Here is a 26,085-nt window from a genome sequence, read left to right as displayed (position 1 = left end):
TCTGCACCAGCCCATGCCAGGGAACGCCCCATACAGGCACTGTCATGGCGTCACCGGATCGGCGAAGGCCATCACCACCTCGGCGCCGTTGGCGTCGGTGAATACCCAGGTTTTGATCGCCGGCAGAGTGAACAGGCCGTCGCTGCTCGGCACGCCGCCGGGCCAGTATTCGCGGCTCTGCTCCGTCAGCGGGCTGGCAATGCCCCCGCCTTCGGTCGGATTGCTCGCGCTGTAGTCTGCAACGGCGCGCTGGCCGCCCAGGGCGCCGCGTGGCTCGGCCGGCTTGAGTTCCTTGCGGCGTCGGGGCTGCAGCAGTGAGTTGATGTCCTTGATCAGGCTTTGGTCGCTCATGGCACCTCCGTGAGCAGCAGGTCAGTGGCTAGGTTCAGGCTGTAGCGGGCGACAGTTTCGGTCTCGACCGGGTCGCGGTGGCGCGCGGGAATGTCCGGCGTGGTCAGGCGAAGCTGGCGCGGGTAGGTCTCGCTGCCGGGTGCGGTGATCGAGTAGTTGCCGGAGAAGCCGTCGCGGCTCTCGTCGAAGGGCGGGCTGCTCACGGCGCCGCCGAGCTGGGTTGTCAGCAATGGTGGCGACGGTGGCGGCACGTCGCTCAGGTCGAAGGTGGGCCGGGCCGGTAGGATCAGCGGATCGGCCGCGACCGCCGCGCCGCCGCGCCGAATGGCCAACTCCAGGGTGGCGACCTCGCTGCCGCCGTCCATGTCCCAGCGCTCCTGCACCCGTACCACCTTGCCCTGGGCGACGGTGCCGAGGGCGGCCAGGCGCGCGGTGTGCAGGGTGTCGTATACCGCGTCGGTGATCGGCGTCTGGAACAGCACGCGGGTCTGGCGGTGGCTGGCGGCGATGCGCACTTGCTCGCAACGCAGCACGGTGTGCAGGGTGTTGTCGCGGCGGGCCGGTTCGTCCTGGTCGATGACCCAGTCGTCCAGCTCGTCGCGCACCGCCCCCGGTGGGTCGAGGTCGGCCGGCTGGTTCTCCCAGTCGCCGGCCTCGTAGGCCACCTCGTCGCTATAGCGTTCGCGCCCCGGATGTGCGCCGAAGGCGGCCTGTGAACCGACGGCGTCCAGGGTGATGTGGTAGCGCTCGGTAATGGTCTGGGTAAAGCGCTTGATCAGGGTAGAGTGGAAGCCCAGCAGGAAGGGGTCGGCGGTATAGGGGTTGTTCCAAGGGATGCCATCCAGGCACGGATTGGGGGCGCTCGGCGGCAGGGTTTCCATGGCCGTGCCCCGGCTTTGCCAGCCGCCCTGGTCGAGGGCATCGCGCAGCATGCTGCGGGTCGGCAGCTCGGTACTGTTAAGGCGCCAGACGCAGAACGATCCGGCCGGGTGGCCCCAGGTGTATCCCTGTTGGCGCTGACGCAGGCGGCTGTAGCGGTACTCCACGACCAGCTCGACCTGGTTAAGCAGTTGCCCGACATCGGCCGGTTGCACCTCGACGCTGCCGTCCAGCACGGCATCGGCGCCGAAGGTGAAATGGGCCACTGCTGCCGGCGTCCAGGGCGTCATGCGTAGGCTGCCGTCCGGCGCCGACTCCAGGTTGCCCATGAGCGTGGAGCAGCGATCCTGGGCGTACTGCCAGTGGCTTTCGATTTCGCCGAACACCGCCTCGGCGTAGTAGCCGGGCACCAGGGCGTCGATGGCCTCGATGGGCAACTGCTCGATGCGGTTCTGTAGGTCGCAGGTGCCGGTCAGGCCGACCACGCCTCGGGTGGCGTCCAGGCTCGGGCGCAGGGTTACGCCGGTAAAGCGCAGTTGCTCGCTGACCACCGCGGTGCCCTGCAGGCGCTGGCGGTAGACTTGCAGCGGCTTGCCGGTGAACACGTCCAGGTCCAGCAGGCCCGGCTGCGGGCGCAGGCTCAGGCGGGCCAGGCGCGCCGCACCTTCCTCGCGGTCGATGGCCAACTGGCCGGTCAGGCGGGCCGATACATCCAGGCCGTCGAGCAACACGCGCAGGCGCCAGCGGCTGCTGGCGGGCGGGGTGACCGTCTCGGTCTGGCCGGCCCAGGAATGTGTGGCGCCGTTGAGCGTTGCGCCGTTAAGGTTGGCGCCGTTGATCTCCATCAGCGCTCCCTCGCTTCCAGCGACCAGTCGCAGCGCTGCTGGCTTTCGTCCCAGTCGGTGACTAGGCCGTCAGTCAGAACGCTATAACGCGGCAACCAGAACACCTGGTAGCGGCCAGCACCGGGGGGCGGGGTCAGGGTGGCGAGGTCACCGTCCATGGCCACGGCCACGTCCTGCCAGCGCCCGGCCACCTCAGCCCAGGCCCAGGGGGCCACGTCCGGCCGGCGACTCGCGGCGGCAGGTAGTTGGTACTGGAGGGCCGTGCCGCTGATTGCCAGCGGCTTTACGCACCACAGCTCCAAGGGGCCGCTGTAGTCCAGGTGCTCTAGGGCCGGCTCCAGGGGGCCGCTACCGCTGGCCAGGATGCGCGTCTTGCGCCAGTGCGTCTGCTTGATGCCGGTGCCGTCGGCCATGCGCAGCTCGGCGCTGCCGCCGAACGGCTCGTAGCGCATGCGTACCGGGCCGCTGTGCGGGGTGATGGGCACGCCGCCCAGCACCATGGGGATGATGTGCTGGCTCATCGCGCCCGGCCTCCGCCGAACTTCAGGCGCGCGCGCTCAAGGTCTTGCTGGAAGCGCTGCACCTCGGTAGGCGCGCCCTCCAGGGCGTAGCTGCCACCCCAGGGCATGGCCAGGTTCAGCGGCTGGCGCTCGCCCAGGCGGTCGAGCGACTGCGGGAAGTCGGGAAAGTCAGGCAGCGAGGCGACGCGCTGCGGCAGCTCGCCGGTGCTGTTCAGGTACGCAAGGTTCGCCGCGCCCAGGCGCTGGGCGGCCCAGGCGTTGACTACGAACTCGCGGCGCGAGGCGGCCAGCAGCACGCTGTCGCTGGTGGGGCTGCCGGGGCCGTCGACCCAGCCACCGGCCGCGCGCTTGATGGGCTCCACACCCAGCACTTCGGCGGCCTTCTTGTCCGCCTCGCTCAGTGCCTGGCCATCGCTGCCCACGTAGTTGACCGGGATCACCATGTACTGCTTGAGCCGCTCGGCCAGGGCATGTGCTTGGGCCTCCAGGGCGGCGGCGCTCTGCTCGAAGCCGGTGAACTCGATGTTGATGCGCTTGAAGGCTTCGGCCTCGGCCAGCAGGCCATCCATGCGCGCCTTGATTTCGTCGACCCGGCCCTGGGCGTCGATGCGCTCGACGTCGGCCTGCAGCTCGTCCAGACGCGCGGCCTGGTCGGCAATTTGTGCCAACTCCGCTGCAATGCCGGTGAAGCCGTAGGTGTTGGCGCCGCTCTCTTTCAGCTCGCGCAGCACTCCGGCCGCCGCGCGGGCCTGGCGGATCGCTTCCTCAGAGTCGCCGCGCTGCAGTGCCTGGCGGGCGTCGGCCTTGAGCGCGGTCACGTCACCGAAGGTGGCCGGGCCGTCGTCGGCCGGCGCCTGCATGTCCTTGACCAGTTGGTCGAACTCTTTGGCCAGGTCGGCGCGCGCCTTCATCGCCGCCTGGGTTTTCTTGTTCGCCGCTTCCAACTGCTTGTTGGCCGCGTCGTAGGCGAGGATTTCCTGGCCCAGGGCGTCCTGGATGCGCTTGAGGTTGTCGGCTTTGATCTTGGCCAGGTTGTCGCTGTGGCGGCGCTCGGCGGCTTCACGCTGGGCGTGCTGGGCATCGAGGGCGGCCAGCGCCTCGCGGTATTCTCGGGCGCGGCGGGCGCTGGCCAGCGCCTCCTGGCTCACGGTGGCCGGATCGGTGTGCTGGCGGCTCTGCAGCTCGGCCTGCTTGCGGTAATGCTCCTCGGCCAGGCGCAGGCGCTCGGCGTAGGCCTGGCGCTCGTCTTCGGTGAGGCGTGCCAGGCTCTCGGCCGGCAGCAGCACGGTGCTGGCGTATTCGACCGTGCGCGTGATGGTGTCCTGCAGGGCCTGCTCGTAGTCGCGTTGGCTCTGCGTCAGCTCCTGGTTCTGTTTGTATAGGTCGTACAGCTCGGCCAGGTTGCCGGCCGTCCAGCTCACCACGCCCAGGGCCAAGCCGCCCTTGGCCAGCTTGGCTACGTCGGCCAGGGTGCGCAGTTGGGGAATCAGCGAGGTGGCGGCAGTGCCTACGGTACTCATGCCCGAGGCAGCACCTGCAGCCGCTGCGGGGGTGGAGCTCATGTGGGCTAGGAACAGGCCGAAGGGATTGCGCACCGCCAGTACCGCAGCCCTCACGGCAACCGTAGCTGCCGCGCCCGCAAGTAGGACAGCCGCTAAATTTCGCACCGACTCGGGTAGCGCGTTAAAGGTCGTAATTGCGTCACGCCCTAGCTCGATCAACGGCAGAAAAGCCGTAGCCGCCTCGCCTAGCTGCAGTTTCAGCTCCCCCCAAGTGGCATTGAACTTATCCAGCTCGGCCTGCGGGGTGTTGGCCATCTTGGCGTAGGCGGCATCGAGCGCGCCGCTGGCGTTGCCCATGGCCTCGACCTCGGCCTTGAGGCCGGCCATGTTCTGCGTCAGGGCCAGCACTGCGGTGCGCGCTTCCACGTCCGGCAGAATTTCGCTCAGGGCGGCCAGGCCCAGGTTACGGCCGGCGATATCCTCCAGGGTGGCGGTCAGGCCCTGCCATTCGATGCCCAGTTCTTCCATGGCACCTTTCGCGGCATTGCCCGGCGCGACCAGGGCGTTGATCGCCCCCTTGATCGCGGTGGTGGCCTGCGGTGTACGGATGCCAGCCTTGGTCATCAGGGCAATCGCCGCAGCCACCTCGGCGAACTCGACGCCGGCCGCCTTGGCGGTGGGCAGGGTGTCGCCGATATAGTTGGCCAGCTCGGGGAAGGTGGTCACGCCGTCGCGCACGGCCAGGAACAGCTGGTCGTAGCGCAGGCCGAGGTTGTCGATGCCCTCGCCGTAGGCGTTGACCACGGCCAGGCCGCCGCGCACGGCAGTGGCGGTATCGGTTACGCCGGCTACAGCCGCGCGGGTAGCCAGCTCCAGGGTCTGGATGCTGTTGTCCGGGCTGACGCCCGAGGAAAGAATGTCGTACAGCGCCGCCGCCGACTGTGCCGCTTCCTTGCCCATGGCCTGGCTGAGCTGGCGCACGTCTGTGCTTAGTGCCTGGAACTCGGCCTGGCTCAGGTCGGTGATGCTGTTGACCTCGCCCATGCGCTGGGCGAACTGGGCGTAGAAGCTCAACAGGTTGGCGCCCGCGTAGACCATGGCCCCCATGCCGGCTGCCGCCGCGCCTACCTGCAGGCGCACATGGCCGAGACTTTGTGCCCAGCCGTTGGTGCCTTGCTCCAGCTCGGCCACGCGCTCGCGCAGGCGCACCTTGGCCTGCGCTAGCTCGGCGCTGGTCAGTTGCCCGGTGCGGGCCAGCGTCTGGTACTGGCGCTGCAGCTGGACGATCTCGCCGCGAATCTCCCGGTGTGGGCGCACGCCCAAGGCGTCACGGGCGCCGGCTATCCGCGCCTGCTGGTCTGCCGCGCGGCTGGCCTGTGCCATATCCGCCGCCAAGCGCTTCTGTTCGTTGCTCAGTTGGTTGGTATCGACACCTGCGCTTTTCAGCGCGGCAGACAGTTGGGCCAGCTGGCCCTTCTGGCCTGCGATGGCCTGCTCCAGGCTGCGCGCCTCGGCCGTAGCCGCACGGTAGGCCTGCTGCTGGTCGCGGGTCGGCTTCTCGGCGCGAATCAGTTCGTCGCGCAGTTCCCGCACCCGCTCGCGGGTCGCATTGAGCTGGGCTTCGTTCTGGACTAGGCTTGCCTGCAGGTCGCGGAACGCGCCGAGCTGCCCCAGCGGCTGGCGCAATTGCTCGACTAGGGCCTTATAGCCGGCCTGGAACGCCTGCATGTTGCGCCGGCCCTGGTCGGCATCGACGGATACTGAGAGACGGACATCAGTCATGAAACTTGCTCACCTTGTATTGCTCGCCCTGATCGTTGTGGCTCTGGTAATGCCCAAACTGGCCTGGTGGCTCGTCGGTGCCGGTTTCTTGGTCGCGCTCGTTATGCTGTTGGTCTCAGGCCCTGCGTATGTCGCCAGCCTGTTCCTCCCGCGCCCGCCTAAGCGCTAGCCCCGTGAAAGCTCTCCCGCTGTTCGGCCTGCTGCTCTGCCTGGCCCTGTTCCCGCGTTTCACCGCCTCGGCCCTGGCGCTCACCGTGCTGGCCGCCCTGGCCATCTGCCTCGGGGCGCTGTTTCTCAGCGCCCTTTTCGCGCCGCCTCGGCCGCGCTAGTCGCTTCCTCCAACGCCGCCAGGAACGTGCCCCAGGGGTATGTCCATACCTGGGCATGCCCGTGCCGGGTCAGGGCGCTGGCGTTTCGCTCGAGCCTTCCGAGAGCCTTGCGAGGATCTGGCGCCCGGCGCTTTCGATCCGATCCCGCAGGCCGAAAAAATCCGGGTTCACCTCCCGGCAGCCCTCGAACACCCGGCGCAACTGGCTAGGCGTCAGGCCTTCGGCCTGCTCGGGTTCCAGGTCGGTCATGCTGCACAGGTCGGCCAGGCTGATTTCCTGCAGCAGGGTGTCGTCGACGGGGTCGTGGCCGCCTTCGGCTATGCGCTTCATCCAGGCGCGAATCTCGCCCACGGTCAGCTCGCGGACGGTCACCGCCAGGCCGGGCAGGTTGATGGTCTTGGTCAGGGTCATGCTCATGCGTGCAGGCTCCAAGGCCGGGCCATTGCGGCCCGGCGTGGTGGGTGGTTAAAGCCAGGTGATGCGGTAGAACGGCGACTCGCCGGCCGGCGCATCCGGGTTGGCCAGCACCTCGCCCTTGGAGAGCAACTTGCCGGGGTTCTCCGCATCGATCAGCGCCAGCTCCTCGGCGGGAGGCGCCTTCCAGCGGTAGAACTCGACGATGCAGGGGCGGTTGCTCTCGGCTTCGTTGAGGCCGTCGAACACGATGCGGTATTCCTCGCCGGCCTCCACCAGCGGCTCGATGCGTTTGGCGGCGGTGCTGACGTAGGCGATGGTCGCCGGGGTCGGCGCGGTGATCTCCGTACTGCCTTCCGGCACGCGCACACCGGCCGGCGAGATGGTCACCGCCGACAGCGGAATGTCGCTGCTGTCGCTGGTCTTGGTCAGCACGATGCTGGTCGGGCCGGGGTACTGGGTCACGCACAGCGAGCCGGGCTGCAGCACGATTTCCTCGGCGCTCACGGTCTCGGCCGGCAGCTCCACGACCTTGCCCTGCAGGGTCATGGCCATGTTCTCGTCCGTCCATTCCTGCATCTGCACGTCGAGGCTGATGCCGTCCGGGGTGTCGAGGGTGGCCAGGTTGCCGCCGCCGGGGCGGCGGTGTTGCTTCCATACCAGTTGGTTATTGCGGTGCGCGACCTTGAGCTGCTCGACGTCGCCGAGGTCGCGCATGGGCGCGTTGGGAATACTGAGGCGCTGGGCATGCGCGATGCCTACGCCCTTGAATACCTTGGGTGCTGCCATGGGTTATTCCCCCTTCACGCGTTCGCCGGCCTTCATACGGTCGACGATGATTTGGGCGTCACGCTCGGTGACGCGGATGACGGCGTCCTTGGCGTGCAGGTCGCCGGCATGGCGGTGGCCCCCCTCGCGGGTGATCTTTACCTGCACGTTGGCGGCCGGTTTGGTGCCCGCATCGGCGGGCGCGGCGGTCTTGCTCATGTGTCCTCCTAGCGGACTCGTGGGTGGTGAAACTTCACCGGCCAGGTGATGACCCAGCCGGCCGTGCCTGCGGTATCCAGGGCGGCGCTGTACAGGTTGGCGCTGCGCACGTCCTTGGCGTTGATGCTGTCCTGCAGTTCTAGGCCGCAGCGGCTGGCCGGCAACGCGGCCTGTAGCACGCTGGCTACCTGCAGCACGTTGAGGGCGCGGGCGCCTTTCTTGCCGTTGTCGCCGGCCAGCAGCACCACCACGGCCTGGGCGGTGGCGATCAGCTCGCCCCGGCCCGTCACCTCAAAGCGCAAACCCTCCAGGGCAATGCGGCAGGCGCGGTCGGCGGTGGCATAGCGCTTGAGGTCGGCCAGGGTGAACCGGCCGCCGTGCAGGGCCACTTCCACTTTTTGGGTTGCGGCCTGGTAGAGCTGCTCGGCCCATTCCTGGATGCCTTGCAGCACCTGGTCGGCGGTGTACTCAGTCACTGGCGATTTCCTCCAGGTAGTCCTCGATCAGCCCCACCACGTCGTCCAGGTCGTCGCCCTCCAGGCCGAGGAACTGGCGCTGCTCGATGCCGCGCTCGTCGTCGCCAAACTGGTGGGTAGCGGCGTAGACCAGCGGGCTGCCGATCAACACGCTGTTGCCTTCAACCTGGTGGGTGATGCTGTCCAGCAGGTGCCCCACACCCTGCAGCAGGCTTTGCCCGCTGTGCCGGGTGGCGGCGTAGTCGGTCGACCACTCCGGCCAGGGCATCCCGGCCGGGCTGGCCTTGTCGACGGCGATTCGGCGCCGCGTCTGGCTCTCGACCTCGGCGCCGATGGCCTCCAGCAGCGGCTCGGTGTCGAGCTGGGCCAACCGCTCCAGGCGTCCGGCCAGGCGCGGGTCGGCGAACAGGTCGGCACGAATACCGGCGCCGCTCACAGCAGGTCACCAAAGCGCTTGGGCTGGCTTTCAAACCAGGCCTCGCCGCTGGTTTCCTGCTCGGGCGGGGTCGGCATACCGAGGGACACGCTGCCGCCCGCAATGCGGATCAGCAGCGAAACGGCGTCCTCGTAACGCTTGCGCTTTTCCTCGGTCAGCACGCCGCCATCGGACGACATGCGGTAGAGGGCAACGTCGCAGCACAGGCGCTCCAGCACAGGCGGCACGGCCGGTAGCGGCAGGCGGTGCTTGGCGCCGACGTAGGTGTCGATTTCGGCTGTGGCATCGGCCAGGGCCTTCTCCACCACGTCGGCGTCAATGTCGCCGTCCTGGTCGCGGTCGGCGACCAGCAGCACGGCGTCCAGGCCGTACTGCTGGATCAGCGCCTCAAGGGTTGCGTAGGCCATGGCTTATGCCTCGCCGCCCTGCTGCTCGGCCCCTTGCTCGCCGGTCTGCTCATCCTGAGCGCCAGACGTGTCAGCAGGCGCGGCCGGGGTTGCAGGTTTCGCCGCAGGCTTGGCCGCTTTTTTCGCAGCGGGTTTGGCACTGGCCTTGCCCACCTTCGGCTTGGCCGGGGTTGCCTTGGTCGGCTTGGCCGGGTCTGGTTTTGCGCCGGTCTGGCCGGCATTGCTGCCGGTGTCACCAGACTCAGAGTCGCCACCTTGGCCACTGCTCTCGGGGGCCGGGCCAGGCAGCTCGCCATCGATCAGCTCGACGGTGAGCACCGGGTCGGCCTGCAGCTTCTCCAGCATGCCGTCGGTAAAGCGCTCGGCCGGGTGGTCGGTGGGCAGCCGGGGGTGGGCGATGCCACAGCGCCGGTAGCCGTCCCGCTTGGACTTGATACGAACGATCATGGCGGCGCCCCCTTAAACCAGCTCGTCGCATACGAACAACTCGGCCGTGCCGGCCCATTCGTTGCCACCGTTCTCGTCCTTGACCAGGAGCTTGCGGGCCTGCGCCTCCAGTTGCGGTGGCACGACCAGGAGCGTCGGCTTGATCTTCATTGGCCGGCCGCCGTCGGCGACGAAGCCCTGCATGGCCGCACGGGCGTTGCCGTAGTGCTCGCCAGTCAGCGGCTGCTGAGAGGCGTAGGCCATCTGCCAGAAGCCAAAGCCGGCATTGCAGCGGTAGCGCACGCCATGCACGTACTCGTCATGGGTGAACACATGGTCGCTGTTGTTCGGATCGGTCTTGCTGGTGATCTCAGGCTTGGTGCGCTCCTGGAAGATCAGCGGCTTGATCGCGCGCGTGGTGTCCAGCAGGAACCAGGCCGGGCCGGGGTCTACGGCCGGCACGTCCATGTTGCTGACCGAGGTCACGGCGCCAGTGCCATCGGCGTTCGCGTAAACCGGGTGCTCGTCGTCGAAGAAGTTCTGGCCGTCGTAGCAGGCGGTGGTAAAGCCTGCCTTGAGCAGCTCAAACACCAGCGACTCGGGGTGGTACGCGGCGGCGCGGCCCATCTCGGTGAACATCGGCATGAACACGCCGGCCAGGTCGTCCTCGACCTTGTCGCGCTCGATGGTGACGGTGCCCTCGAACTTGCGGTTTTTGATGGCGTAGCCGTGCGCGGCCATGTCCTTGAGTACCCGCGCGCCGATCCACTCGCGCAGGGTCGGGAACTGGCCCAGCCAGGGGTAAATGTTCTCGCTGGTGGAGCTGGGCACCAGGGTGGCCACCTTGGCCCACTGGGTGGTTTGCTGGGCGGCCGCCAGGGCTTTCTGGTACTCGGCGCGATAGCCGGCGAACAGCGCGGCCAGCAACGCGGGGGTAATGGACACTGCCATGTTATTGAGCCTCGCTGATGTGTTTGAGGTACTGGTCGTCGCTCATGCCGAACATCCGCGCGGCCTGCTGCTGCTCGGCGTTGAGCGCGGTTTTGTTCTGCTCGTCCACCTTGCCTTCGGGCACGACCGTGGCCGTTACCGAGGGCGCCGCCTTGACGAACTCGCGGAAGCGCTCCAGGCCGCCGCTCTCCTGGCAGGCCGCCAGGTGGTAGCCCTTGGTCGCCGGGGTGATCTTCCCGGCCTTGAGGGCCGCCTCGATCTCGGCATTGATGGCCTTGTCCAGGTCGGCCTTGTCGCGGTCAGCCAGCTTCTGCTCGGCATTGGCGGCGCGTTGCTCCAGGGCGTTGTAGTCGCCGCGCGGCACGTACTTCTCCAGCGACGGGGCTTTTTCGCTGTTGAGGGCCGTTTCCTTGGCCTCCTTCAGCGCCTTGATGGCGGCGACGGCGTCGTCTTCCGTCGCGGTTTCGGACAAGCCGAGGGCTGCCCGGATGGCTGCTGCGAGCATCGGGTGGTTCTCCGTGGTGGGTTGTTCGGCGTTGAGCGCCTTGATCAGCAGGTTGGGCTTGTTGGTCAGGCCGAAGCTGCTAAAGCGGTGGATGCGACCGGCGTCGTCGTAGATGAACACCGGCGACAGGTAGCGGTATTCGCGCTCGGCGATGGCGTTGCGGGCCTTGGCCGTCCACTCCACGCGGGCCTCGATGGCGCCGCGCTCGTTGAGGCGGTACTCGCGCGCCCAGCCGGACGCCGGGGCGTCGTCACCTTGCGGGGCTTTCAGCTCGGTGGCGTGCAGGTAGTCGAATGGCAGGTCAGCGCCAGCGGTGTGCGCCTTGGTGGCGGCCAGCACCTGAGCCGGGTCATACGTCCAGGTGCGGCCATCGCGGCCGGTCACGGTCGGGCCGGGTGGCAGCACCTCGACCCATTCGGGCACGTCGGCGCTCAGCTCGAAACAGAGGGCTGTGGAGGTGGTGCGGTTGTGTGGGGAGTTTTGTGTGTTCATGCCGCCATGGTCGGCGGCATGAGGGGAGCGGGATTAGGGGACGGGTGTCAGTAACTGATCACCAATGCGCTCATTCGATGATGAAACGACTAGACGACCTTGAAACCAGGTAGTCCGTTGGCGGCGCGCCAGGCTTTGACTGTTTGGAGAATGCCTTCGGGACTGTCATCTGCACCAGGATCGGGGTAGTAGAGCAGATCGGACCCCGCCGGGTGCTCTGCGACAGTGATAAAGTGCTCAAGTAAGCTGTCGCGCTCATCTTCTGTCCCTGCACTCTCAATCGCTCGAATCAACTCTAGAAACTCATCCTGGGTGTAATCGGAAAAGTTGCTCTTCAAGTCCATTTGGTTACCCCTTCTTATGAAGTCCAATGTGATGTTTTGGAGTCGTAACGCCTAAGTTGTCAAGATCGTACACGGCGCCACCTTCGGATATCGCTTCAATGTGATGGATCTCATAGACGCGCCTTTTCCCCGCATGTTCAGCGGAGGGAGCAACTGGGGAAAAGCCCTTTGCCATGTCCTTAGCGTTTCGCTCGTTGAATTGCCCACTCAGCACCGAGTCATTTCCAACAGCCGTCCAGAACGCTCGCCTAAAATCATCGAAGCTACTGAACCGCTTCCCTCGCAACTGATCGGCAATCTGCGAGGGAACCGGCGCACCCAGCTCCCGGCCGGCATCCGCCAGCCAGATGCCCGTTACGTCCTGCCCTTGCCCCGTCACTACGCCCGGTTCATCACGCAGACTCAGCGCGATGTATATCGGCTGGATATCGGTGCTGGGAAACCAGATGATCGCATCCTGGTACTCGGGCGGATGCACGGGGTTGACCAGAATCTGGTCGGACTTCTCGGTCGGTGGGTATACCCACACGGTCGGCAGCGCGGGGGCGCCCTCCAGTGCCGGAATACCCAGCACATCGTTCGGGTCGGCGGCGGGCGTCCAGATCAGTTCGATGCCCAGGCCTATATCGGCGACGAACTGATCGCCGCGAGGGACGGCCTCGATAACCGGTACCTTTTCCCAGCTGGCTTTGCCACCGGTGTAAAAGCCATAAATATCGACCGAACCATCGGGGAGGTGCTTGATGCTCAGGCGCGCGCGGGTTCGTCCCATGTCGAGCGCTGCATACTGTTCTTTGGTGTAGTAGGCGCTATCCGGGGAGAGGTTGTTATTGGGCAGAAGCATGGCAATACTGCCTAGCGCTGTCCCGGCCACTACACCCGCCGTAGCTGCTCCTTCTGCCAAGGCCAGTGCGATGCTGCCGCCCAGGCGTGTAGCCAAGGCTGTAGCGGATGAGGAACCACCCACCAACTTCAGCGGCGTGCCGGTGGCCGCAATAGCGCTCCCTGTACCCAGTACTGCCCATTCCCCGTAGGTTTTCAACGACTCCAAAGGGATGAAGTTGCCGGGCTGCTGATGATCGATAACGCCGTCAGGCAGATTGCAGGACTTGGCGAAAACACAGCCGGCCTGCCGAAGTTCCTGGCGCGGCATCTCTGGCTGCGCTTGCGCCACCAGAGGCCGGGCAGGTTGTCGGTCGAAGTCGCCGTTATAGGGTTCAGGCTTTGGTGCGGGCCGCTCATCTCTGTTGTTGGGCACATAGCCGCTCATTCTCGATCCCTCGAATTGGTATGGCATAAACCTCGGAATCTTACCTCCAAGCGTGGGCGCCATGCCTGCGTATTGGCGTGAGAATGTTCTGAAAATTGACCAGGCGGGCGGTTTGGGTGGGCACCTCATCAGCGCTGGGCTTGCTGGGCTAGAGCTGACTTCAACCGCCGCCGATCCGGTAACGCCTGCCCAGGCTTCGGAAACGGCAACGGCGCCTTCTTGAACCTGGCCCGCCAACTCGGCTTGATCAGGTAGATATAGCGGAACTGCAACAGGCTGCGCTTGATCGCTCGGTGCTTGTTGGCTCGCAGGAACTGGCCGCGTTGGCCCGATTTCTTGTGCGCGGTCAGCAGCATGGGGTGATAGGCCTGGCCGTCCAGCTCATAGAAGCTGGTGCGGTGGTGACCTAGGTAGAGGAAGTTCGCCGCCTGGTAGACCACACCCCAACCGCCGCAGCGCTCGTCCGCAAAACTCTGCACCCAGGCCACGCGCGGGCAGGCCCGCTTGATGAACTTGAAGGCATAGGACAGGGCGCGGCTCTCACTGTTGCGCGGCGCCACGTCGTCCAGCCACATGCGGTTCAGCTCCAGGTACTGGTCAACCTGGGTGCCGGCCACGAACTTCTGCGCGCCGGCCACCGGGTTCAGGGCATAGCCGAACTGCAGCGCGCCGCGTAGCACGCCACCGATCCAGACGCCGAGGTGAATATAACTGTTGTTCACGATGCGCCCGGAGTAGTGGTTAGCGATGATCATGCGGTTGGCCTCGGCGCGGGGGAGCTGCGCCACATAGAAGTTTCGGGAGCCGAAGCCGGCCAGGGCTTCGCTCCCGTGCAGGTATCCCACCTGGTCAGTGGTAGGTGGGGTGAACTGTCCCGGTGCGGCCGGGTGATGGGCTTTCTTGGCCATGAGCTACCTCAACGGATCGAGGCGCTCGGTGGCGCTCTGGATTCGGGTAGCTCGTGGCTATCTGGTTGATCGCCCGGCAACGCGGGCACTTGATCTGCAATTGGGTGAAGCTGGCGGCCTTGGCCAAGAGACGGCTACAGCCGCCGCAGCGGACTTCGATGGATTGCGGTTGGTGCATGGGCATGCCTTTACTGTACAAATAGCCAGCTGATAAGGTGCCCGCGCTTCGTCGACGAAGTGGGGGGCCTTTGCTGGGCTTGCAGGCGTGCTCTGCGGGTTTGGCGGCCGGTCGGGGTGCTGGAACACTGCGGCCGGTCGGCCCTTTTTCGTTTGGTATGAGCCAGCAACATGGTCGCTGTTTTGTGGGGCGTGCACCTATGTGAGGGGATTCAGTGAGTCCTGGCGAAGTGGTAGTGTTGCCGCTTCTGGCAGATCGCCACTAACGCGGCTTACGGAGTTCAGCATGATGAAGGACCTCACCCTCGAAGATTTCCTCCAGCGCAATCGCATTAGCCAAGAGGTTTGGGAGGCGTCGCAGTTAGAGTGGGACATGCTGCGTGCAATAGGCCTTGACCACGAAGCCAATCATGAGCAGTTGCGCGCCTGTGCGGAGCTGATTGCTCGGGTCATGCAGACCTTCACAGGGGTTCACTCCGTACGCTGGCGCATCAAGGATACGGAGCACCTGCTCGAAAAGATCGTCAGGAAATGCAGCGAGCAGTCGGCCAAATATCGTGAAATCTCGGTCGAAAACTATTTCTCCATTGTCACAGACCTGATTGGCGTTAGGGCGCTCCACTTGTTTAAGGACGACTGTGAGGACATCGATAAGGCTATCCGCGACGGTTGGCCGCTAGCCGAGACTCCTATCGTCTATACGCGCAAGGGTGATGATGCGCCCGAGAATCGTTTTGCCGAGGAGGCGTTCGCCCACCAGGAACATCCCAAAGGCTATCGCTCAATCCACTACATCATTTCCACTCAGCCACAGCGCAGAATGGTTTTTGCCGAAGTCCAAGTCAGGACGATATTCGAGGAGGGTTGGAGCGAAATCGACCATAAGGTTCGCTATCCGAACTTCTCTGACAATGAGCACGTCAGCTACTTCCTAGGAATATTCAACCGGCTAGCTGGGCAAGCGGATGAAATGGGAAGCTTTGTAAAGGTACTGGCCGAGGAACTGCAAAAGACAGAGGCGCGCATAGTTGCCGTACAAAAAGAACGTGCAGGAGCTCTTGAGGCTATGGAGGCAGCATTAGCCGAACTAGAAAAAGAGAAGAAGCAAAGCGCCGCCTCTGAAAAGCTTGTAAATAAGCTCAAAACAGAAATGAGCAAGCTGAAAAATAGCTCTACCCGTGAGACTGATCTTGCACATGAACTGACTGGAGCTAGAGGTCTTGCCTCTACCAGCATCTCGGATTTAGCGAAGCTTTATCAAGCGGACCGGGATAAGGTATTAAGATCGACCGAGGCGTATTTAGCTGCTAGCGAAGCAATACATGGCCCTCGTATGGCTGCCATTAAAGAGTGGACAGACAGGCAGTCACAGCTCACACAGGCTGCTTTGAGCCTTGGCTTCCCAGGTTTGCGCAATGCTACGAACAAGAAGCCCGAGGAGCAGGGGGAAGATTAGGCTCTGTCTCCTCAAACGGGGCGCGCCATACGCGTTAGACCCGCGTTAGAAACGGAATTCTAAGGTGGGCCATAGCTCGACGTGGGGCGCATCTTTCAAAGCGCCTACAGGCCCTTCCAGGGCCTAACGCCAATTGACTGCCCCCCGACGACCGGCTCCCCGCCGCCCCCTGCCAGTCGCTGGCACCTGCTCGGCGCCGGCAGATTGATCAGCCTTTGATCTCGCCCGTGCCCTTACTAGAGAAGTAGTAGCCGATGACGCCACCTATCAGGGTGGTGCAGAAGGCCATGACCTCGTGGAAATAGGGGCTTTTGGCCAGGCCGAAAATAAACACCAACGCCAACGACAGCATCACCATGATGATTGCGAGTACCGGTTGGGTGCGATGTGCCATGCGGTAGGTGATGGTGTCGGTCTTGCCCAGGCCGCCGCAGGTTCCGCAGGCCAGGCCGGCATACTGGCCTTTGCTCAGCTCATTCTTCTTTACGCAGACCGCGCAGCTCTCGCCGGCATTGCCGGTGCTGCAGGTTCCCGTGCCGGCACAGTGAGCGCATTGGTGTAGGTGATGTGCTTGCTCCATGGGGTGGTTTCCCTTCTGATTGTCGCCCGCAGTGTTATGCCCGAACTGTCTGATGCTTGAACTTAATCAGGCCGTATTCGATTGCAATCCCGGCAACTATAAACAACGGCACCATTACTTCCTGGGCTGGGACGCGCTCAATGAACGGGATCAGGCGGGAGCCAAATGACCATGCGAAAAATACGCCGCCCCAAAAAAAGAAATTCTTCGCAATAAAGGAGCCCGTCAGGTCGTAGGCCTTCGCTATGAAATATTTCTCGCGGCGTGGCAGGGGTTGCGTTTCGATCAATAATGCGGTGAGGCCGCAGACCATGCAACCGATTAGCAGAGCGACAAAGAAATCGTCAGCCGAGTAACGCCAGTTCAAAAGTCCGGCGAACCAATCAGGTATCTCAGTATCAGCGGATAGTTTGCCCATGAGGGTCAGCACCACGGCCAGCAGCATCAAAGCTGGGGTGATAGCGAAGCACAAAAAGCTTTTTTTGAAACTGCGGTAGACAAACTTCATAGCTATTCCTTGGGCCAAGCCCTTGCTGTTGGATATGGCGCTCTGTAAGCGCATACGAATCCTATCATGTGCCATTACTTTGCCCACTATCGGGACTGTGCTTTTCCGCCAGTAGCTGCCGCGCCCTGGCCAGCCTCGATACCTGGCCGGGGTTGTAGGCCCAGCCTGGCTCTATGCCGACCGGCACGCTGACTACCTGGCCGGTGCGCTGGTTGACGTACTCCTGCACGCCCAGGTCGGGTGCCTGGCTCAGGTACTCGCCCGAGGCCAACAGGCGCTCGGCCTCGCGGCGGCTGACCTGGCGCACCCAGCACTTGCAGCCCCAGCCGTTCGGGGGGAAGTGCGTTTGCCACCACGGGTCGTCCGCAGGCAGCAGGATGCCGGCCCAGCCCGCATGCTCCCGCCGGTGCTCGCGGCTTGGGCCGAGCTGATAGAGCAGGTATGGCAGTGCGGTGCTGGTGCGCTCGATACGCTGCCACTGGCCGGCGGCGTGGGCCTGGCGCAGGTTCACGTCATAGATGGTGCGCAGGCGGCGCGGGCTGCCCAGCTGCACCTCGCGCGTCTCGCCGGTTAGCGGGTCGAGCAGTTCGCCACGGCCCCACCAGCCCAGCTTTTCCAGCAGCGGCTGCAGCTCGCGCTTGAATTCGGCGAAGGCGTGGCCGCCCGCGATGGCCTCGTCCACGGCCGCGCGGAGCGCCTCCAGGATGTCCAGGCGCATGGCCTTGGCCACCGTCCAGGCCGTGGCGTGTTCCTCCTGCCAGACGTCGTGGTGGTCGAAGCCGACGCGGTAACCCTTGGCGCGCAGGTAGTCGAGCGCCTCCCTTGGCACGGGGACGGGCAGCGGCTCGCGCGTTGGCCCGCTCATAGCGGGTCGCTCGCGTCGCCCTGGGCGCGGGCCTTGAAGGCGGCCAGGGCCAGGCGCTCGATCAGGGCACTGTCGTCCATCTGGTCGAGCAGGCCGGCCAATCCGGCCTTGAAGTCATCGAAGGTCGCGGCCTTCTGTGCCAGCGCCTGCACCGGGTCGAGCACCGGGCGCATCAGCGGTACCCAGTCGGCCAGGTCGCCGGCCACCAGCTCGTCCAGCGCGTCGCGCTTCTGCTGTTCGGCGTTGAGCGCCTTGCGCTCGCCGCAGGCAAGGCAGGCGCAGGGCGGCTGCTCGCGGTTCAGGGCCGGCAGCGGCTGCGCCGCATGCTGCGCCGCATGTTGGGGGCGCAGTATCGCGGCGCCTGCCTCGGGCGCGGCCAGGCCGAACTTGTCCAGGATGGCCGAGGCTTCCACCGGCAGGCCCCGGTCGATGAACGGCCCCAGGGCATCGGCCAGGGCCTTCAAGTCCTCGGGTTCGGTGACCTGCAGGACGATGCGCGGGTAGCGTTCCTGGGGGCCGTAGTTCAGGTCGATGAAGGTGCGCACCAGGTCGCGGTTGAGGGTGGCCGCCAACTGCTTGGCGTCGGCGCGCAGGATGTCCAGGCGCACTTCGTTATGTACGTTGGCCTGGCTCTGGCTGGACCCGTCGTCGGTGGTCATGGTCTGGCCTAACACGCCCTTGCTGATCTGCTTGTCCAGCCACTCGGCCAGGCGCTCGAACAGCTCGGCGCCGCCTGCGGCGTTGGCGATCTCGACAAACTCGATCTTCATCCCGTCCGGCATGACGGCGGCGGCATCGGCGGCCAACTGGGCCACGGCGCGGCGCAGCACGGCAATGTCGTCCGGCTTGGCGCCGGGGCCGTAGCGGCCGATGCGCAGCGGCATGCCGAACAGTTCGGCAAAGCGCATCCAGTCCTTGAGGCCGAAGGCCTTGCACATGAACGACACGGCCACCAGGCGCGCCACGCCGCCGCGGATCGGCAGGCCGGACTTCAAGCGCGGCTTGTGGATGATCAGCCTGCCGGGCGGAATCTCCAGCCCTTCGCCGCCCTCGCTGCGCAGCTGCAGGCGCTGGCCGCTCACCCTGTCGAACTGGAACCAGCGCGGGTCGCGGTGCTCGTAGCGCACCGGCCAGAGCTGGCCGCCGGTCAGCTGCCAGATCGGTTCGGCCACCGAGTAGCCCTTGCCGATGGCGTCCAGCAGGTCGTCGAGCATGTCGCTGAACTCGGGCGCCTCGACCAGCTCGCGCACGGCCTCGGCCAAGTGTTCGTCGTGTTCGTCCTCACTGGCGGCCTCGACGGTAGCCGGCAGGCCGGAGACGGCCCGCTTGCGCGTGCCCAGCACGGCGGCATAGTGCGGGTCTTTCTCCTCCATTTCCTCGGCCAGGGTCAGGTAGGCGTAATGGTCGCCGGTGGCTGCTGCCTGCAGGATCGTGCGCAGGCGCGCCGGGTCGAGGGAGGCCGAGACGGACTCGGCCGTCCAGGCCTGGTAAACGCCCGTGGTGCTGGCCTGAACCAGCTCCTGGAGCAATTCGCTCTTGTGGATCGGGCGGCCCTGGGCGTCAACGATCACGGATTCAGCCATTACCACACACCTCCCACGTTGCGCCCACTGCGAAACGTGTCGTCTTCATCGAAAGAATCGTTGTTGCTCGGCCGCACAGCTTCATAGCCGTACTGCTCGATTTCCATGCGGCTGGCGAAGCGGGCCAATACGGCGGCAATGCCGGCGTCGCCGTGGCGCTTGGCGCCGCCTTTCTCGCTGGTGCGGGTCTCGGGTATGCGGGCCACGCCCTTGACCATGCGGAAGGCGCGCAGGTCGGCGATCACGTCGCGGTCGGCCGGCAGGTCGTAGAGGGTGCCGTCCTCGAGGTCGGCCTTGAAGCCGGGCATGTTGTCGCGATACCAGCCCTCGGTAAGCATCACCTGGCTAATCCGGTTGTGGCCGTACTTCACCGCCGCCGCCTCGGCCAGCGCCTGGCCGTTGCCGCGCGCATCGTTGGCGCCGGCCATGAAGTTGGGCAGGCGGTCTACCAGGTAGAACAGGATCTGTTCCTGTTGCTTGAAGGGCACGTTACGTAGCTCGACCAGGAAGGGCGGCCGCTTGCGGCTGTCCTGCTCCTGCAGCAGCGGCACAATTACCGACAGGTCGCCGCTACGCGCGAAGTCCATGCCGTAGAAGCTCCAGGCACCAGCCGGCAGTTGTGCCAAAAGCGGCGCCAACTCGCGCTCGCACCAGCCCAGGCTGTCGGCCAGGCGCAGCGGCTCGGCAATAACCTCATAACCCACCGGGTAGGCCAGGCGCAGTACCGGCACGCCGGCCCGGCTACGCTGCTCCAGCAGCGCCAGGCTGAGGTAGGTGCCGCCGCCTTGGCTGGGCACGCAGTCCAGCTCTTCCTCGGCGGCGTCGCTATAGTAGTCGTAAACGTCCTGCACCCACTCCTGTTCCTCGGTCTCGTCCCAGGCGATGCCTTTGCGCAGGCACACGCGCCGGTACAGGCCGTCGGCCACGGCTTCCTTGAAGGTGCAGCGGAACAGCTTGCCCTTGCGCTTGCCGGCCCGTATCTCCTCGATCAGTTCGTTGAACGGGTTGTCGGTGCCGTTGTGGGTGCTGATCACATGCACCTCGCCGCCCCAGATCAGCAGCGCCAGCGCCGCCTTGAGCAGCTCGGCCAGGTCGGAGTGGAACGCGGCCTCGTCGATCACCACCACGCCCTGGCGGCCACGCAGGTTGGACGGCCGGCTGGTCAGGGCAACGATGCGATAGCCCGAGGGGAAGGTGATGGTGTAGGTCTTGATGTGCTTGTCGACATCCTGGTCGTGCCAGATGCCTTCCTCGATCTCGCCCGCTGCGTAGTTGAACGCCCGCGCCCACATGGCGCAGGCCTGGATGTACTCGACGGTCATGCCCTGGTTGTAGCCCAGGTAATAGACGTTCATGCCCCCAGCCTGGGTGGAGCTGGCCGCCACCAGTACGTTGTCAGCGGCCTCGGCCCATGTCAGGCCGATACGACGGCTTTTCTCGCCGACCTTGAGCGGGGCGCGGATACCGACCCAGCGCTGCTGGTAGCCGAGGAACACCTCGGGCACGTTGACGACCTGACCGACCGAGATAATGTCGGCCAGGGGCGAGAGCTGGGGCTCATGGATTTGCTGGGGGGCTAGCTTCATATAGCCCCCTTCACGGTGCTAGCCTTCTGCTCACAACCATGGATTGCCGGAGTAGGAATATGCTGGATTGGGTTGCTGGTGCTGTAGAGAGCACAAAGGCCGCGTTTGGAATCACCAAGGCGATGGTTACCCTGCGTGATGAAGGCATGGTGCAAGAGCGGGTTTTTGAACTGAACGGCGTTCTCGCTGGATTGCAACAGCAATTGTTGCAGGGTCAGACGGAGCAAATGGAACTGCTTGAAGAACTGCAAGCCGCCAAACAGGCGCTTCGCGAGCTCCAGGAGGCGAACAGGCAAAACGAGAAGTATGAAAGGCACCAGTTTCCATCGGGTGACTTTGCTTACCAGCTCAAAGAGGAACACCGAGGCGAAGGCGCGTTGTTTTTCATCTGTAGCCACTGCCATGAGCACAATGGAAAACAAATCACCCTTCATGAGTACACCGATAGCGACGTTTCGCACCTTAAGTGCCCTAGCTGTAGAGCGACGATTCGTAAACGCCCCGACGCCCCTTATGTGGCTGCGCCCAATCCCTACGTTTATTAGGCTCGTCATGCCGCCACCCCCAGGATTTCCCGGCGAATCTCGGCCACGGTGTCGGCATTGAGGCCGCCCCTGCGGGCGATCTTCTCGACCTGCGCGGCCGCAGCCTCGGCCTTGGAGCGCACCTCGCTCTGCCACTTCTTCTGCACAACCGAGGCCCGGCCCAGCTCGGCCACGGCCTTGGCTACCTTGGGCAGGTCGAACTTGCCGTCGTCGGCCAGCAGCAGCTTGAACAGGTGCTCCTGTACCAGGCGCATGAGTGCCTCATTTACCGCGCCTTCCTCGTCGGGCGCGGCGGCCACCACGGCCTTGGCCTGCTCGCTGGCCATCTTGAGCGCGGATAGGCGCCCCTCGAAGTCCTGGCCGTAGGCGTGCAGTGCTGACTTGCCGATTCTGTAGCCACGCTCGGTCAGTTCGGCCGACAGCAGCTCGTAGCCGGAGAAGTTGTTCTCGACCAATGCCTGATCCAGCCAGGATTTTACTTCGGGCGGCAGTTGGCCAACCTTGCTACGCGGCGGCATGGCTTAGCCCCGTACCGGGCGAGCGATGCCCGGATTGCAAGGGATGGTGTACTCGGCAATATCGACGCCGTAGTGGGTCAGGCCGCACACCCATACACCGTCCGGGCGCTTGTCCAGCGTAACTAGGCTGCGGTCGGCCAGGTAGTCCAGCTCGCGGCGCACCTCATGCTGGCTGGCGTCGGTGTAGATCGCCTGGATAGTCGACACAACCAGCGTCTCGTGCGGATCGACCGGGCGCGCGTTGTTGAGGGTGAGCAGGATGTACCAGCGCATCGACTCGCGGCGAATCTTGGCGGCATCAATCATGTTTGGCTCCTTTCATCTGGACGACTTCTAGCTTGTCCCGCAGCCCGTCCAGCTTGGCTTCGATAACGGTTTGATTGCGCACGTAGTCGCTGCGGTGGACGTACTGCAGGGGCAGCTCGGCCTGGAAGCGCAGGAAGTCCCGCTCCAGTTCGGCCAGCTTGGCGATCTCTTTGTCCTGGGAGGCGAAACGCTCACCTAGGCGTTTCTCCAGCTGGCCCAGCAGCAGCTTGACCAGGCCGAACACCAAGGTGGTGAAGATGCCCAGTAGTGAGATGGCCCAGCCCACGGCCTGGGTAAAGTCCATTTGCATCAGTGGCCTCCTACGGCGTCGATCAGAGCATCCAGCTGCGTCGCTGTGCTGCGGCACTGCTCGGCGTAGCGGACGTGGTGGGCCAGGACAGCACTCTGGCTGAGGCCTGAATCGAGTTGCTCAGCGGCTCGACCGGCTTCGACTTGCGCAGCAGCTCGGCCGGAATCGGCGGGCGCGGGCACTGCGGCTCGGGCGCCGGTTGCTTCGTCATAAACGCGCACCCAGCCAGCAGTGAACACGCAAGCAGGCAGAGGCTTAGGCGGCGCGACGAGCGCCTCCCGATAGAGGTCGTTGACACGGGCTATCTCCCCAGTGAGGCGGTCGGTGGTTTGGCGGTGTTGGCGCTGTTGCTCGGCCAGGTCGGCGGCCAGCTTGTCGTTGCGGCCCTGTTCGTCCTGCAGGCGTTTTGCGGCGGCTTTGGCACTCGCCTCGGCGGCGATGGCGCGGGCCAGTTCCTGTTCCTGGTGCTCGCTCCTAAGCTCGGCCAAGGCAAGGTCGCCCGTGGCCTTTGCCGCGCTGTGGCCGGCCTGATAGGCCGCCTGTTCCAGCTGATCTATCAGCAGGTAAATGGCCGCCAGTGCGCCCACCAGGAGGGCCATAGGTAGCAGTGGGCGCAGGAGGCTGAGCCACTTCATTGCAGGCCCACCTCGCACAATTCCCGCTCGGCGGCGCGACGCTTGACCAGGCCGGCGAGTTGACGGCCCTTCGCGTACACCCAGCGGCTCAACTCGGCGCAGGCACCGGCCACGTCGCCGCCGTTGAGCTTGCGCAGCAGCGTCGAGCGCTCGAAAGCTCCGGCGCCGACGTTGTAGACGAACGAACCCAACGCGGCGCGGCGGGTGTCGGGTTGAGGCTGTTTAGCCAGGCGGTCAACGGTGCTAATTGCCTGCCCCAGCTCGGCGGCCAACAGGGCATCGCACTCGGCGTCGGTCTTGGTCTGGCCTAGCTGCACGTCCTGAGTAATGCCGTCGCAGATGGTCGGAATGCCTACCGGGTCGAGGTAGGCGACCAGGCTGCGGCCTTCGTAGTAGCCCACCAACGGCAGCGCGATGGCTAGGGCGCCAGCGATTACGCGGGCTTTCAGGCTCATGCAGCCCCCTTGCCGATGGCGGCGCGCAGCTTGGCGATAGCCGCATTGCCAACCTCGGGAGCCGAGCGGGTTACGTGGCGGGGCTTGGGAGTGGCATCGCGGCGCTGTGCGGCCGGCGGCTTCTCGCGCGCCTGTTCTTCCCGGCCGGCCTTATGGCGGCGGTAGGCGGCGACTTTCGGAAAGGCGCTTTTGACGTGTTCCTCTACCTGGGCGCGCCATTCGGCCGGGCAGCGCTCCATCAGCCACTGGCGGCGATCAAGCGACGCCTCGGCCAGTACGGCGGCAGCATAGGCGCGGGGGCTGGTGAGGGTGCTTGGGTCTAGAGTGTTCATGCCGCCATGGTCGGCGGCATGAGGCTAACGGATTAGGGGATAGCTTTCAGTGGGGCAGGAAGTTATTTGCGCCCCATCACGAGGTTCCAGTCTATTACGTGGCCTGCCTCTTGGAGTTCAAGGCTCAGCTTTGACTTCCAGCCTCCTGACTCATCCATTTCAACCCAAACAGAGCCTGCGAAATCGCTCGGAATCTCGACGTTTCCCCTCATCAGTGCGCAGACGTTCGGGCGGCCCAAGCGGCCGATGAAGTACCCCAGCTCCAGTAGAACATTCTGTCGCGCTCGGGGCTCGGGAGCCCCTCCTTTGAGAGAGCCTGTATCGTCGGGAGTCAGGAGAACTACAGCGAATGAAACATCTCCCTGCGCTTCAACTTTCTCAATAACTGTACGGCCTTTGCTTGCTTGCTCATGAAGAATGATTGGCTCAAGCCCGATGGTCTGAAGGAATCTAGCTACTGCCTCTCTTGGCCCCTCTTCACGCCCGTGCACTATGAATACTTTCTTTGATAGCGCAGCAGCTGTGCTGGACGATTTTTCGGAGGAATGCCCTTGTTCCTCACAATCAATGAGGTCTTCCCGCAGCATGCGCTGCCCTTCTTTGAGCAGTGCTACAGCCCTTTCAACGTTCTCTCTCGTGATCCGCTTGTAATCCGGAGAGGGCATTCCTGACATGAGAAAATACTCTACATGTTCTAAGCGGAATGCGTCCTTCAGGCGGTTGTAGGCAGAGGTGTCCTCACCGAAACAGCGATCCAACGTGTCCTTAATTGCAGCGATGAGAGCAGTTAGCTCCGATGAGCGGCCATGCACTAAGGTGTTGTAGTTGAACGACTCCAGCTCAGCTATGCGCTCATCGAGCCGAATGATGCCTTTCTGTATAGCTGTTGGGGTCAATACGAGCTTTGGGTTAACGGGCGTTGCCGGATTCTTTTGTCGAGCCATGCTGGAAGCCACTTGATTCCCTGTTATGACAGCTAAACGCTACCACATTCATCGCCTAGAGAGCCTCAGCGGATGCGCCCGATCAAAACAGCCCCAATTGACTATCTGAATGTGCCGGCAAGGTCTTAAGTATTAGCCAGATACGCCGGTCGCTGAGTTTAAAAGCCCTAGCCAGCTCGGCGACCACGGTATTTGCTGTCACCCCTTCGCGCACAGCCTGTTCAAACTGCCGGTGAATTTCCAAGTCACGCAGGCGGCGCAAAGCCGTGGTGCATTGGGGGATGTAGATTTTCTCGCCGCCCATATGCTGCGTCAGCTTATGGGCTGGCTCTTCACCCAAAATATCGGCAAGCGCGGCGACGCGTATCTCGCCGTTACGGTTGGCCCCCTTGGCAAACTCCCAGGTGGTGCCCCCTAGCTCCTGCACCAAGCGCAGGGCGCCGGGCAGGCCAATGACCTGGGCAATCTCGTGGATTTGCTGCGGCAGCAGCGCTTGTACCTGTTCCAGCTGCATTACAAAGCCCTCCCGTGGCGTTCGGCATCCTTGGCCAACGCGGTGATGATGCCGCCCAGTTGTTTGCTGTCGCACCACTCCAGGCGCTCGACCTGGTACATGCGTTTGGCCAGGCTGTCGGCGTACTCCCAGGGCCGACCGGCCTCGGCTAGTTGCGCCTCGATCTTGCCGACCAGCTTCGTCCGTTCCGCAGCCGGCTTCGGCTTGGCGCGGCCGGCCGATACCTTGGGTTGGAAGCCCAGGCGCTCCAGCTCGACCAGGACGCGGCCGACCTGACGCGGGGTCAGGTCTTTCGAGGACTCGGCACCGACAGTGCGCTTGAGGATGGCGCGATAGGCGTCATCGTCCAGGCCGAGCTGGCGGCGGGCGATCTGGATTTTCGTCTTGCCTGTGCTCATACCGGGTTCCTCGGGTTCATGGCTTCAAGGAAGGCGGCCGGGTCACGGCGCGCCAAGCCAGCCAGGTAACGCACGGCCAGCGTGATGGCTTCGGCCGGCTCCTCGTAGCCGCCCACCGCCTGCATCAGCGCCAGGTCGGCGCGGGTGCCCCGGTAGGTGGTCAACTTCATCGTCTCGGCGCCGACACGCTCCAGGTGCTGGGCATCCCGGTCGCGCTTGGCCTGCTGGCGGGCGGCGTCCTGCTTACGCACTGCGTCTGTTCTCGGTTTCTTCTTGCTCATGTGTGGCTGCTCATCAGTACCGGGCCACCACGCCCGGCAGACCATCCCCGGCCAGGCCGGGGCGGTTTCGCTCAATGGAGGGTGTTGGAGGGCGGGTGCCGGTAGCAGGCCGGCACGCGGTCGAGCAAAACCTGCTGCATTGCCACGCTGTACAGGTCGTTGGCGAGACGGCCGGCCTTGGTGTTGCGGGTGGATTCGCGCAGGTCTAGCGTCAAACACACTTCGCCGCCTTGCTCTTCCAGGGTGAAGGTCACCTTGTTGCTCATG

At 64.6% G+C, this 26,085-nt stretch carries 36 protein-coding genes and 1 other RNA gene; 3 read left to right on the top strand and 34 right to left on the bottom strand.

All coding sequences use genetic code 11. The annotated features are described in order from the left end of the window. Window positions 1-42: 42 nt before the first annotated feature. From EA796_RS00955 to EA796_RS00940, 4 genes are read right to left on the bottom strand one after another with little or no spacing between them, the layout of a single operon-like run. Window positions 43-351 (bottom strand): hypothetical protein, encoded by a 309-nt coding sequence (locus tag EA796_RS00955; protein WP_122107184.1) that lies wholly within the window; start codon window positions 349-351, stop codon window positions 43-45. Next, a complete protein-coding gene (locus EA796_RS00950; RefSeq protein WP_122107183.1) occupies window positions 348-2,075 on the bottom strand; it encodes a hypothetical protein in 1,728 nt (575 codons plus the stop codon). The genes EA796_RS00955 and EA796_RS00950 overlap by 4 nt, the downstream gene beginning before the upstream one ends. Continuing rightward, window positions 2,075-2,596: a hypothetical protein gene (locus tag EA796_RS00945; RefSeq protein ID WP_122107182.1), complete on the bottom strand. Its 522-nt coding sequence runs from the start codon at window positions 2,594-2,596 to the stop codon at window positions 2,075-2,077. The genes EA796_RS00950 and EA796_RS00945 overlap by 1 nt, the downstream gene beginning before the upstream one ends. After that, window positions 2,593-5,880: a phage tail tape measure protein gene (locus EA796_RS00940; protein ID WP_122107181.1), complete on the bottom strand. Its 3,288-nt coding sequence runs from the start codon at window positions 5,878-5,880 to the stop codon at window positions 2,593-2,595. Before EA796_RS00940 ends, EA796_RS00945 begins: the two co-directional genes overlap by 4 nt. A 173-nt stretch (window positions 5,881-6,053) precedes the next feature. Here EA796_RS00940 and EA796_RS23190 point away from each other — a divergent pair, with 173 nt between their 5' ends. Then, complete coding sequence (locus EA796_RS23190) at window positions 6,054-6,209, top strand: hypothetical protein (protein WP_158603082.1); 156 nt, start codon at window positions 6,054-6,056, stop codon at window positions 6,207-6,209. 69 nt (window positions 6,210-6,278) lie between these two features. Here EA796_RS23190 and EA796_RS00935 read toward each other — a convergent pair whose 3' ends face one another. From EA796_RS00935 to EA796_RS00875, 13 genes are all read right to left on the bottom strand, one after another. Next, on the bottom strand, window positions 6,279-6,626 hold the full coding sequence (locus EA796_RS00935) for a phage tail assembly protein (RefSeq protein ID WP_122107180.1): 348 nt from the start codon (window positions 6,624-6,626) through the stop codon (window positions 6,279-6,281). A gap of 48 nt (window positions 6,627-6,674) precedes the next feature. Next, entirely contained in the window at window positions 6,675-7,412 is a 738-nt protein-coding gene (locus EA796_RS00930) for a hypothetical protein (protein WP_122107179.1), read from the bottom strand. Window positions 7,413-7,415: 3 nt separating this feature from the next. After that, on the bottom strand, window positions 7,416-7,610 hold the full coding sequence (locus EA796_RS00925) for a hypothetical protein (RefSeq protein WP_122107178.1): 195 nt from the start codon (window positions 7,608-7,610) through the stop codon (window positions 7,416-7,418). 8 nt (window positions 7,611-7,618) lie between these two features. Next, window positions 7,619-8,086 (bottom strand): hypothetical protein, encoded by a 468-nt coding sequence (locus EA796_RS00920; protein WP_122107177.1) that lies wholly within the window; start codon window positions 8,084-8,086, stop codon window positions 7,619-7,621. After that, window positions 8,079-8,522: a phage virion morphogenesis protein gene (locus EA796_RS00915; RefSeq protein WP_122107176.1), complete on the bottom strand. Its 444-nt coding sequence runs from the start codon at window positions 8,520-8,522 to the stop codon at window positions 8,079-8,081. Before EA796_RS00915 ends, EA796_RS00920 begins: the two co-directional genes overlap by 8 nt. Beyond that, the gene (locus tag EA796_RS00910; protein WP_122107175.1) at window positions 8,519-8,929 is read right to left on the bottom strand and encodes a gp436 family protein; all 411 of its coding nucleotides are present in this window, start codon (window positions 8,927-8,929) and stop codon (window positions 8,519-8,521) included. The genes EA796_RS00915 and EA796_RS00910 overlap by 4 nt, the downstream gene beginning before the upstream one ends. 3 nt (window positions 8,930-8,932) lie before the next feature. Beyond that, entirely contained in the window at window positions 8,933-9,376 is a 444-nt protein-coding gene (locus EA796_RS00905; RefSeq protein ID WP_122107174.1) for an HI1506-related protein, read from the bottom strand. A gap of 12 nt (window positions 9,377-9,388) precedes the next feature. Then, window positions 9,389-10,306 (bottom strand): Mu-like prophage major head subunit gpT family protein, encoded by a 918-nt coding sequence (locus tag EA796_RS00900; protein WP_122107173.1) that lies wholly within the window; start codon window positions 10,304-10,306, stop codon window positions 9,389-9,391. A gap of 1 nt (window position 10,307) precedes the next feature. Then, on the bottom strand, window positions 10,308-11,303 hold the full coding sequence (locus tag EA796_RS00895) for a phage protease (RefSeq protein WP_122107172.1): 996 nt from the start codon (window positions 11,301-11,303) through the stop codon (window positions 10,308-10,310). 89 nt (window positions 11,304-11,392) lie between these two features. Continuing rightward, a complete protein-coding gene (locus EA796_RS00890) occupies window positions 11,393-11,647 on the bottom strand; it encodes a bacteriocin immunity protein (RefSeq protein ID WP_122107171.1) in 255 nt (84 codons plus the stop codon). Between the two features lie 4 nt (window positions 11,648-11,651). Continuing rightward, on the bottom strand, window positions 11,652-12,944 hold the full coding sequence (locus tag EA796_RS00885; RefSeq protein ID WP_256679053.1) for an S-type pyocin domain-containing protein: 1,293 nt from the start codon (window positions 12,942-12,944) through the stop codon (window positions 11,652-11,654). 101 nt (window positions 12,945-13,045) lie between these two features. Continuing rightward, a complete protein-coding gene (locus tag EA796_RS00880; RefSeq protein ID WP_122107169.1) occupies window positions 13,046-13,825 on the bottom strand; it encodes a hypothetical protein in 780 nt (259 codons plus the stop codon). Then, window positions 13,767-14,003 (bottom strand): Com family DNA-binding transcriptional regulator, encoded by a 237-nt coding sequence (locus EA796_RS00875; RefSeq protein WP_122107168.1) that lies wholly within the window; start codon window positions 14,001-14,003, stop codon window positions 13,767-13,769. The genes EA796_RS00880 and EA796_RS00875 overlap by 59 nt, the downstream gene beginning before the upstream one ends. Before the next feature lie 285 nt (window positions 14,004-14,288). Here EA796_RS00875 and EA796_RS00870 point away from each other — a divergent pair, with 285 nt between their 5' ends. Further along, on the top strand, window positions 14,289-15,458 hold the full coding sequence (locus EA796_RS00870; protein ID WP_122107167.1) for a RelA/SpoT domain-containing protein: 1,170 nt from the start codon (window positions 14,289-14,291) through the stop codon (window positions 15,456-15,458). 208 nt (window positions 15,459-15,666) lie between these two features. Here EA796_RS00870 and EA796_RS00865 read toward each other — a convergent pair whose 3' ends face one another. The 5 genes from EA796_RS00865 to EA796_RS00845 form a co-directional block, all read right to left on the bottom strand. Continuing rightward, the gene (locus EA796_RS00865) at window positions 15,667-16,038 is read right to left on the bottom strand and encodes a molecular chaperone DnaJ (RefSeq protein ID WP_122107166.1); all 372 of its coding nucleotides are present in this window, start codon (window positions 16,036-16,038) and stop codon (window positions 15,667-15,669) included. 34 nt (window positions 16,039-16,072) lie between these two features. Next, window positions 16,073-16,546 carry a hypothetical protein gene (locus EA796_RS00860; RefSeq protein ID WP_122107165.1) on the bottom strand — a complete coding sequence of 158 codons (474 nt, stop codon included), beginning with the start codon at window positions 16,544-16,546 and terminating at the stop codon, window positions 16,073-16,075. 64 nt (window positions 16,547-16,610) lie between these two features. After that, the gene (locus tag EA796_RS00855) at window positions 16,611-17,411 is read right to left on the bottom strand and encodes a phage minor head protein (protein ID WP_122107164.1); all 801 of its coding nucleotides are present in this window, start codon (window positions 17,409-17,411) and stop codon (window positions 16,611-16,613) included. Then, window positions 17,408-18,994 carry a DUF935 domain-containing protein gene (locus EA796_RS00850; RefSeq protein WP_122107163.1) on the bottom strand — a complete coding sequence of 529 codons (1,587 nt, stop codon included), beginning with the start codon at window positions 18,992-18,994 and terminating at the stop codon, window positions 17,408-17,410. Before EA796_RS00850 ends, EA796_RS00855 begins: the two co-directional genes overlap by 4 nt. After that, on the bottom strand, window positions 18,994-20,580 hold the full coding sequence (locus tag EA796_RS00845) for a hypothetical protein (protein ID WP_122107162.1): 1,587 nt from the start codon (window positions 20,578-20,580) through the stop codon (window positions 18,994-18,996). The genes EA796_RS00850 and EA796_RS00845 overlap by 1 nt, the downstream gene beginning before the upstream one ends. Window positions 20,581-20,639: 59 nt before the next feature. Between EA796_RS00845 and EA796_RS23000 the strand changes: the two genes are divergently transcribed. Then, complete coding sequence (locus tag EA796_RS23000; RefSeq protein ID WP_147459019.1) at window positions 20,640-21,125, top strand: hypothetical protein; 486 nt, start codon at window positions 20,640-20,642, stop codon at window positions 21,123-21,125. A gap of 5 nt (window positions 21,126-21,130) precedes the next feature. Here the strand turns inward: EA796_RS23000 and EA796_RS00835 are convergent, their stop codons facing one another. The 12 genes from EA796_RS00835 to EA796_RS00775 form a co-directional block, all read right to left on the bottom strand. Beyond that, complete coding sequence (locus tag EA796_RS00835) at window positions 21,131-21,643, bottom strand: DUF3486 family protein (protein WP_122107160.1); 513 nt, start codon at window positions 21,641-21,643, stop codon at window positions 21,131-21,133. Between the two features lie 3 nt (window positions 21,644-21,646). Further along, window positions 21,647-21,949, bottom strand: a complete 303-nt coding sequence (locus EA796_RS00830) for a hypothetical protein (protein ID WP_122107159.1) — start codon at window positions 21,947-21,949, stop codon at window positions 21,647-21,649. After that, on the bottom strand, window positions 21,942-22,259 hold the full coding sequence (locus tag EA796_RS00825; RefSeq protein WP_122107158.1) for a hypothetical protein: 318 nt from the start codon (window positions 22,257-22,259) through the stop codon (window positions 21,942-21,944). Before EA796_RS00825 ends, EA796_RS00830 begins: the two co-directional genes overlap by 8 nt. Next, on the bottom strand, window positions 22,259-22,894 hold the full coding sequence (locus tag EA796_RS23185) for a DNA-packaging protein (protein ID WP_158603081.1): 636 nt from the start codon (window positions 22,892-22,894) through the stop codon (window positions 22,259-22,261). Before EA796_RS23185 ends, EA796_RS00825 begins: the two co-directional genes overlap by 1 nt. Continuing rightward, window positions 22,891-23,349, bottom strand: a complete 459-nt coding sequence (locus EA796_RS00810) for a lysozyme (RefSeq protein WP_122107155.1) — start codon at window positions 23,347-23,349, stop codon at window positions 22,891-22,893. The genes EA796_RS23185 and EA796_RS00810 overlap by 4 nt, the downstream gene beginning before the upstream one ends. Further along, window positions 23,346-23,681, bottom strand: a complete 336-nt coding sequence (locus EA796_RS00805) for a hypothetical protein (RefSeq protein ID WP_122107154.1) — start codon at window positions 23,679-23,681, stop codon at window positions 23,346-23,348. The genes EA796_RS00810 and EA796_RS00805 overlap by 4 nt, the downstream gene beginning before the upstream one ends. Before the next feature lie 62 nt (window positions 23,682-23,743). After that, window positions 23,744-24,625, bottom strand: coding sequence for a TIR domain-containing protein (locus tag EA796_RS00800; RefSeq protein ID WP_122107153.1), 882 nt, complete (start codon window positions 24,623-24,625; stop codon window positions 23,744-23,746). A gap of 82 nt (window positions 24,626-24,707) precedes the next feature. Then, entirely contained in the window at window positions 24,708-25,139 is a 432-nt protein-coding gene (locus EA796_RS00795) for a Mor transcription activator family protein (protein WP_122107152.1), read from the bottom strand. Continuing rightward, a complete protein-coding gene (locus EA796_RS00790) occupies window positions 25,139-25,537 on the bottom strand; it encodes a gp16 family protein (protein WP_122107151.1) in 399 nt (132 codons plus the stop codon). Before EA796_RS00790 ends, EA796_RS00795 begins: the two co-directional genes overlap by 1 nt. Further along, on the bottom strand, window positions 25,534-25,818 hold the full coding sequence (locus EA796_RS00785) for a hypothetical protein (protein ID WP_147459017.1): 285 nt from the start codon (window positions 25,816-25,818) through the stop codon (window positions 25,534-25,536). Before EA796_RS00785 ends, EA796_RS00790 begins: the two co-directional genes overlap by 4 nt. Continuing rightward, an RNA gene (locus tag EA796_RS00780) (hammerhead ribozyme type II) lies at window positions 25,819-25,891 on the bottom strand. Beyond that, complete coding sequence (locus EA796_RS00775) at window positions 25,890-26,084, bottom strand: hypothetical protein (RefSeq protein ID WP_122107149.1); 195 nt, start codon at window positions 26,082-26,084, stop codon at window positions 25,890-25,892. The genes EA796_RS00780 and EA796_RS00775 overlap by 2 nt, the downstream gene beginning before the upstream one ends. Window position 26,085: the final 1 nt, after the last annotated feature.

This window comes from Pseudomonas sp. AOB-7 (genome assembly GCF_003696305.1).
Lineage (GTDB): Bacteria > Pseudomonadota > Gammaproteobacteria > Pseudomonadales > Pseudomonadaceae > Aquipseudomonas.
Note: the sequence above shows the minus strand (reverse complement) of the source record. Positions and strands in the feature narration are given on the sequence as shown.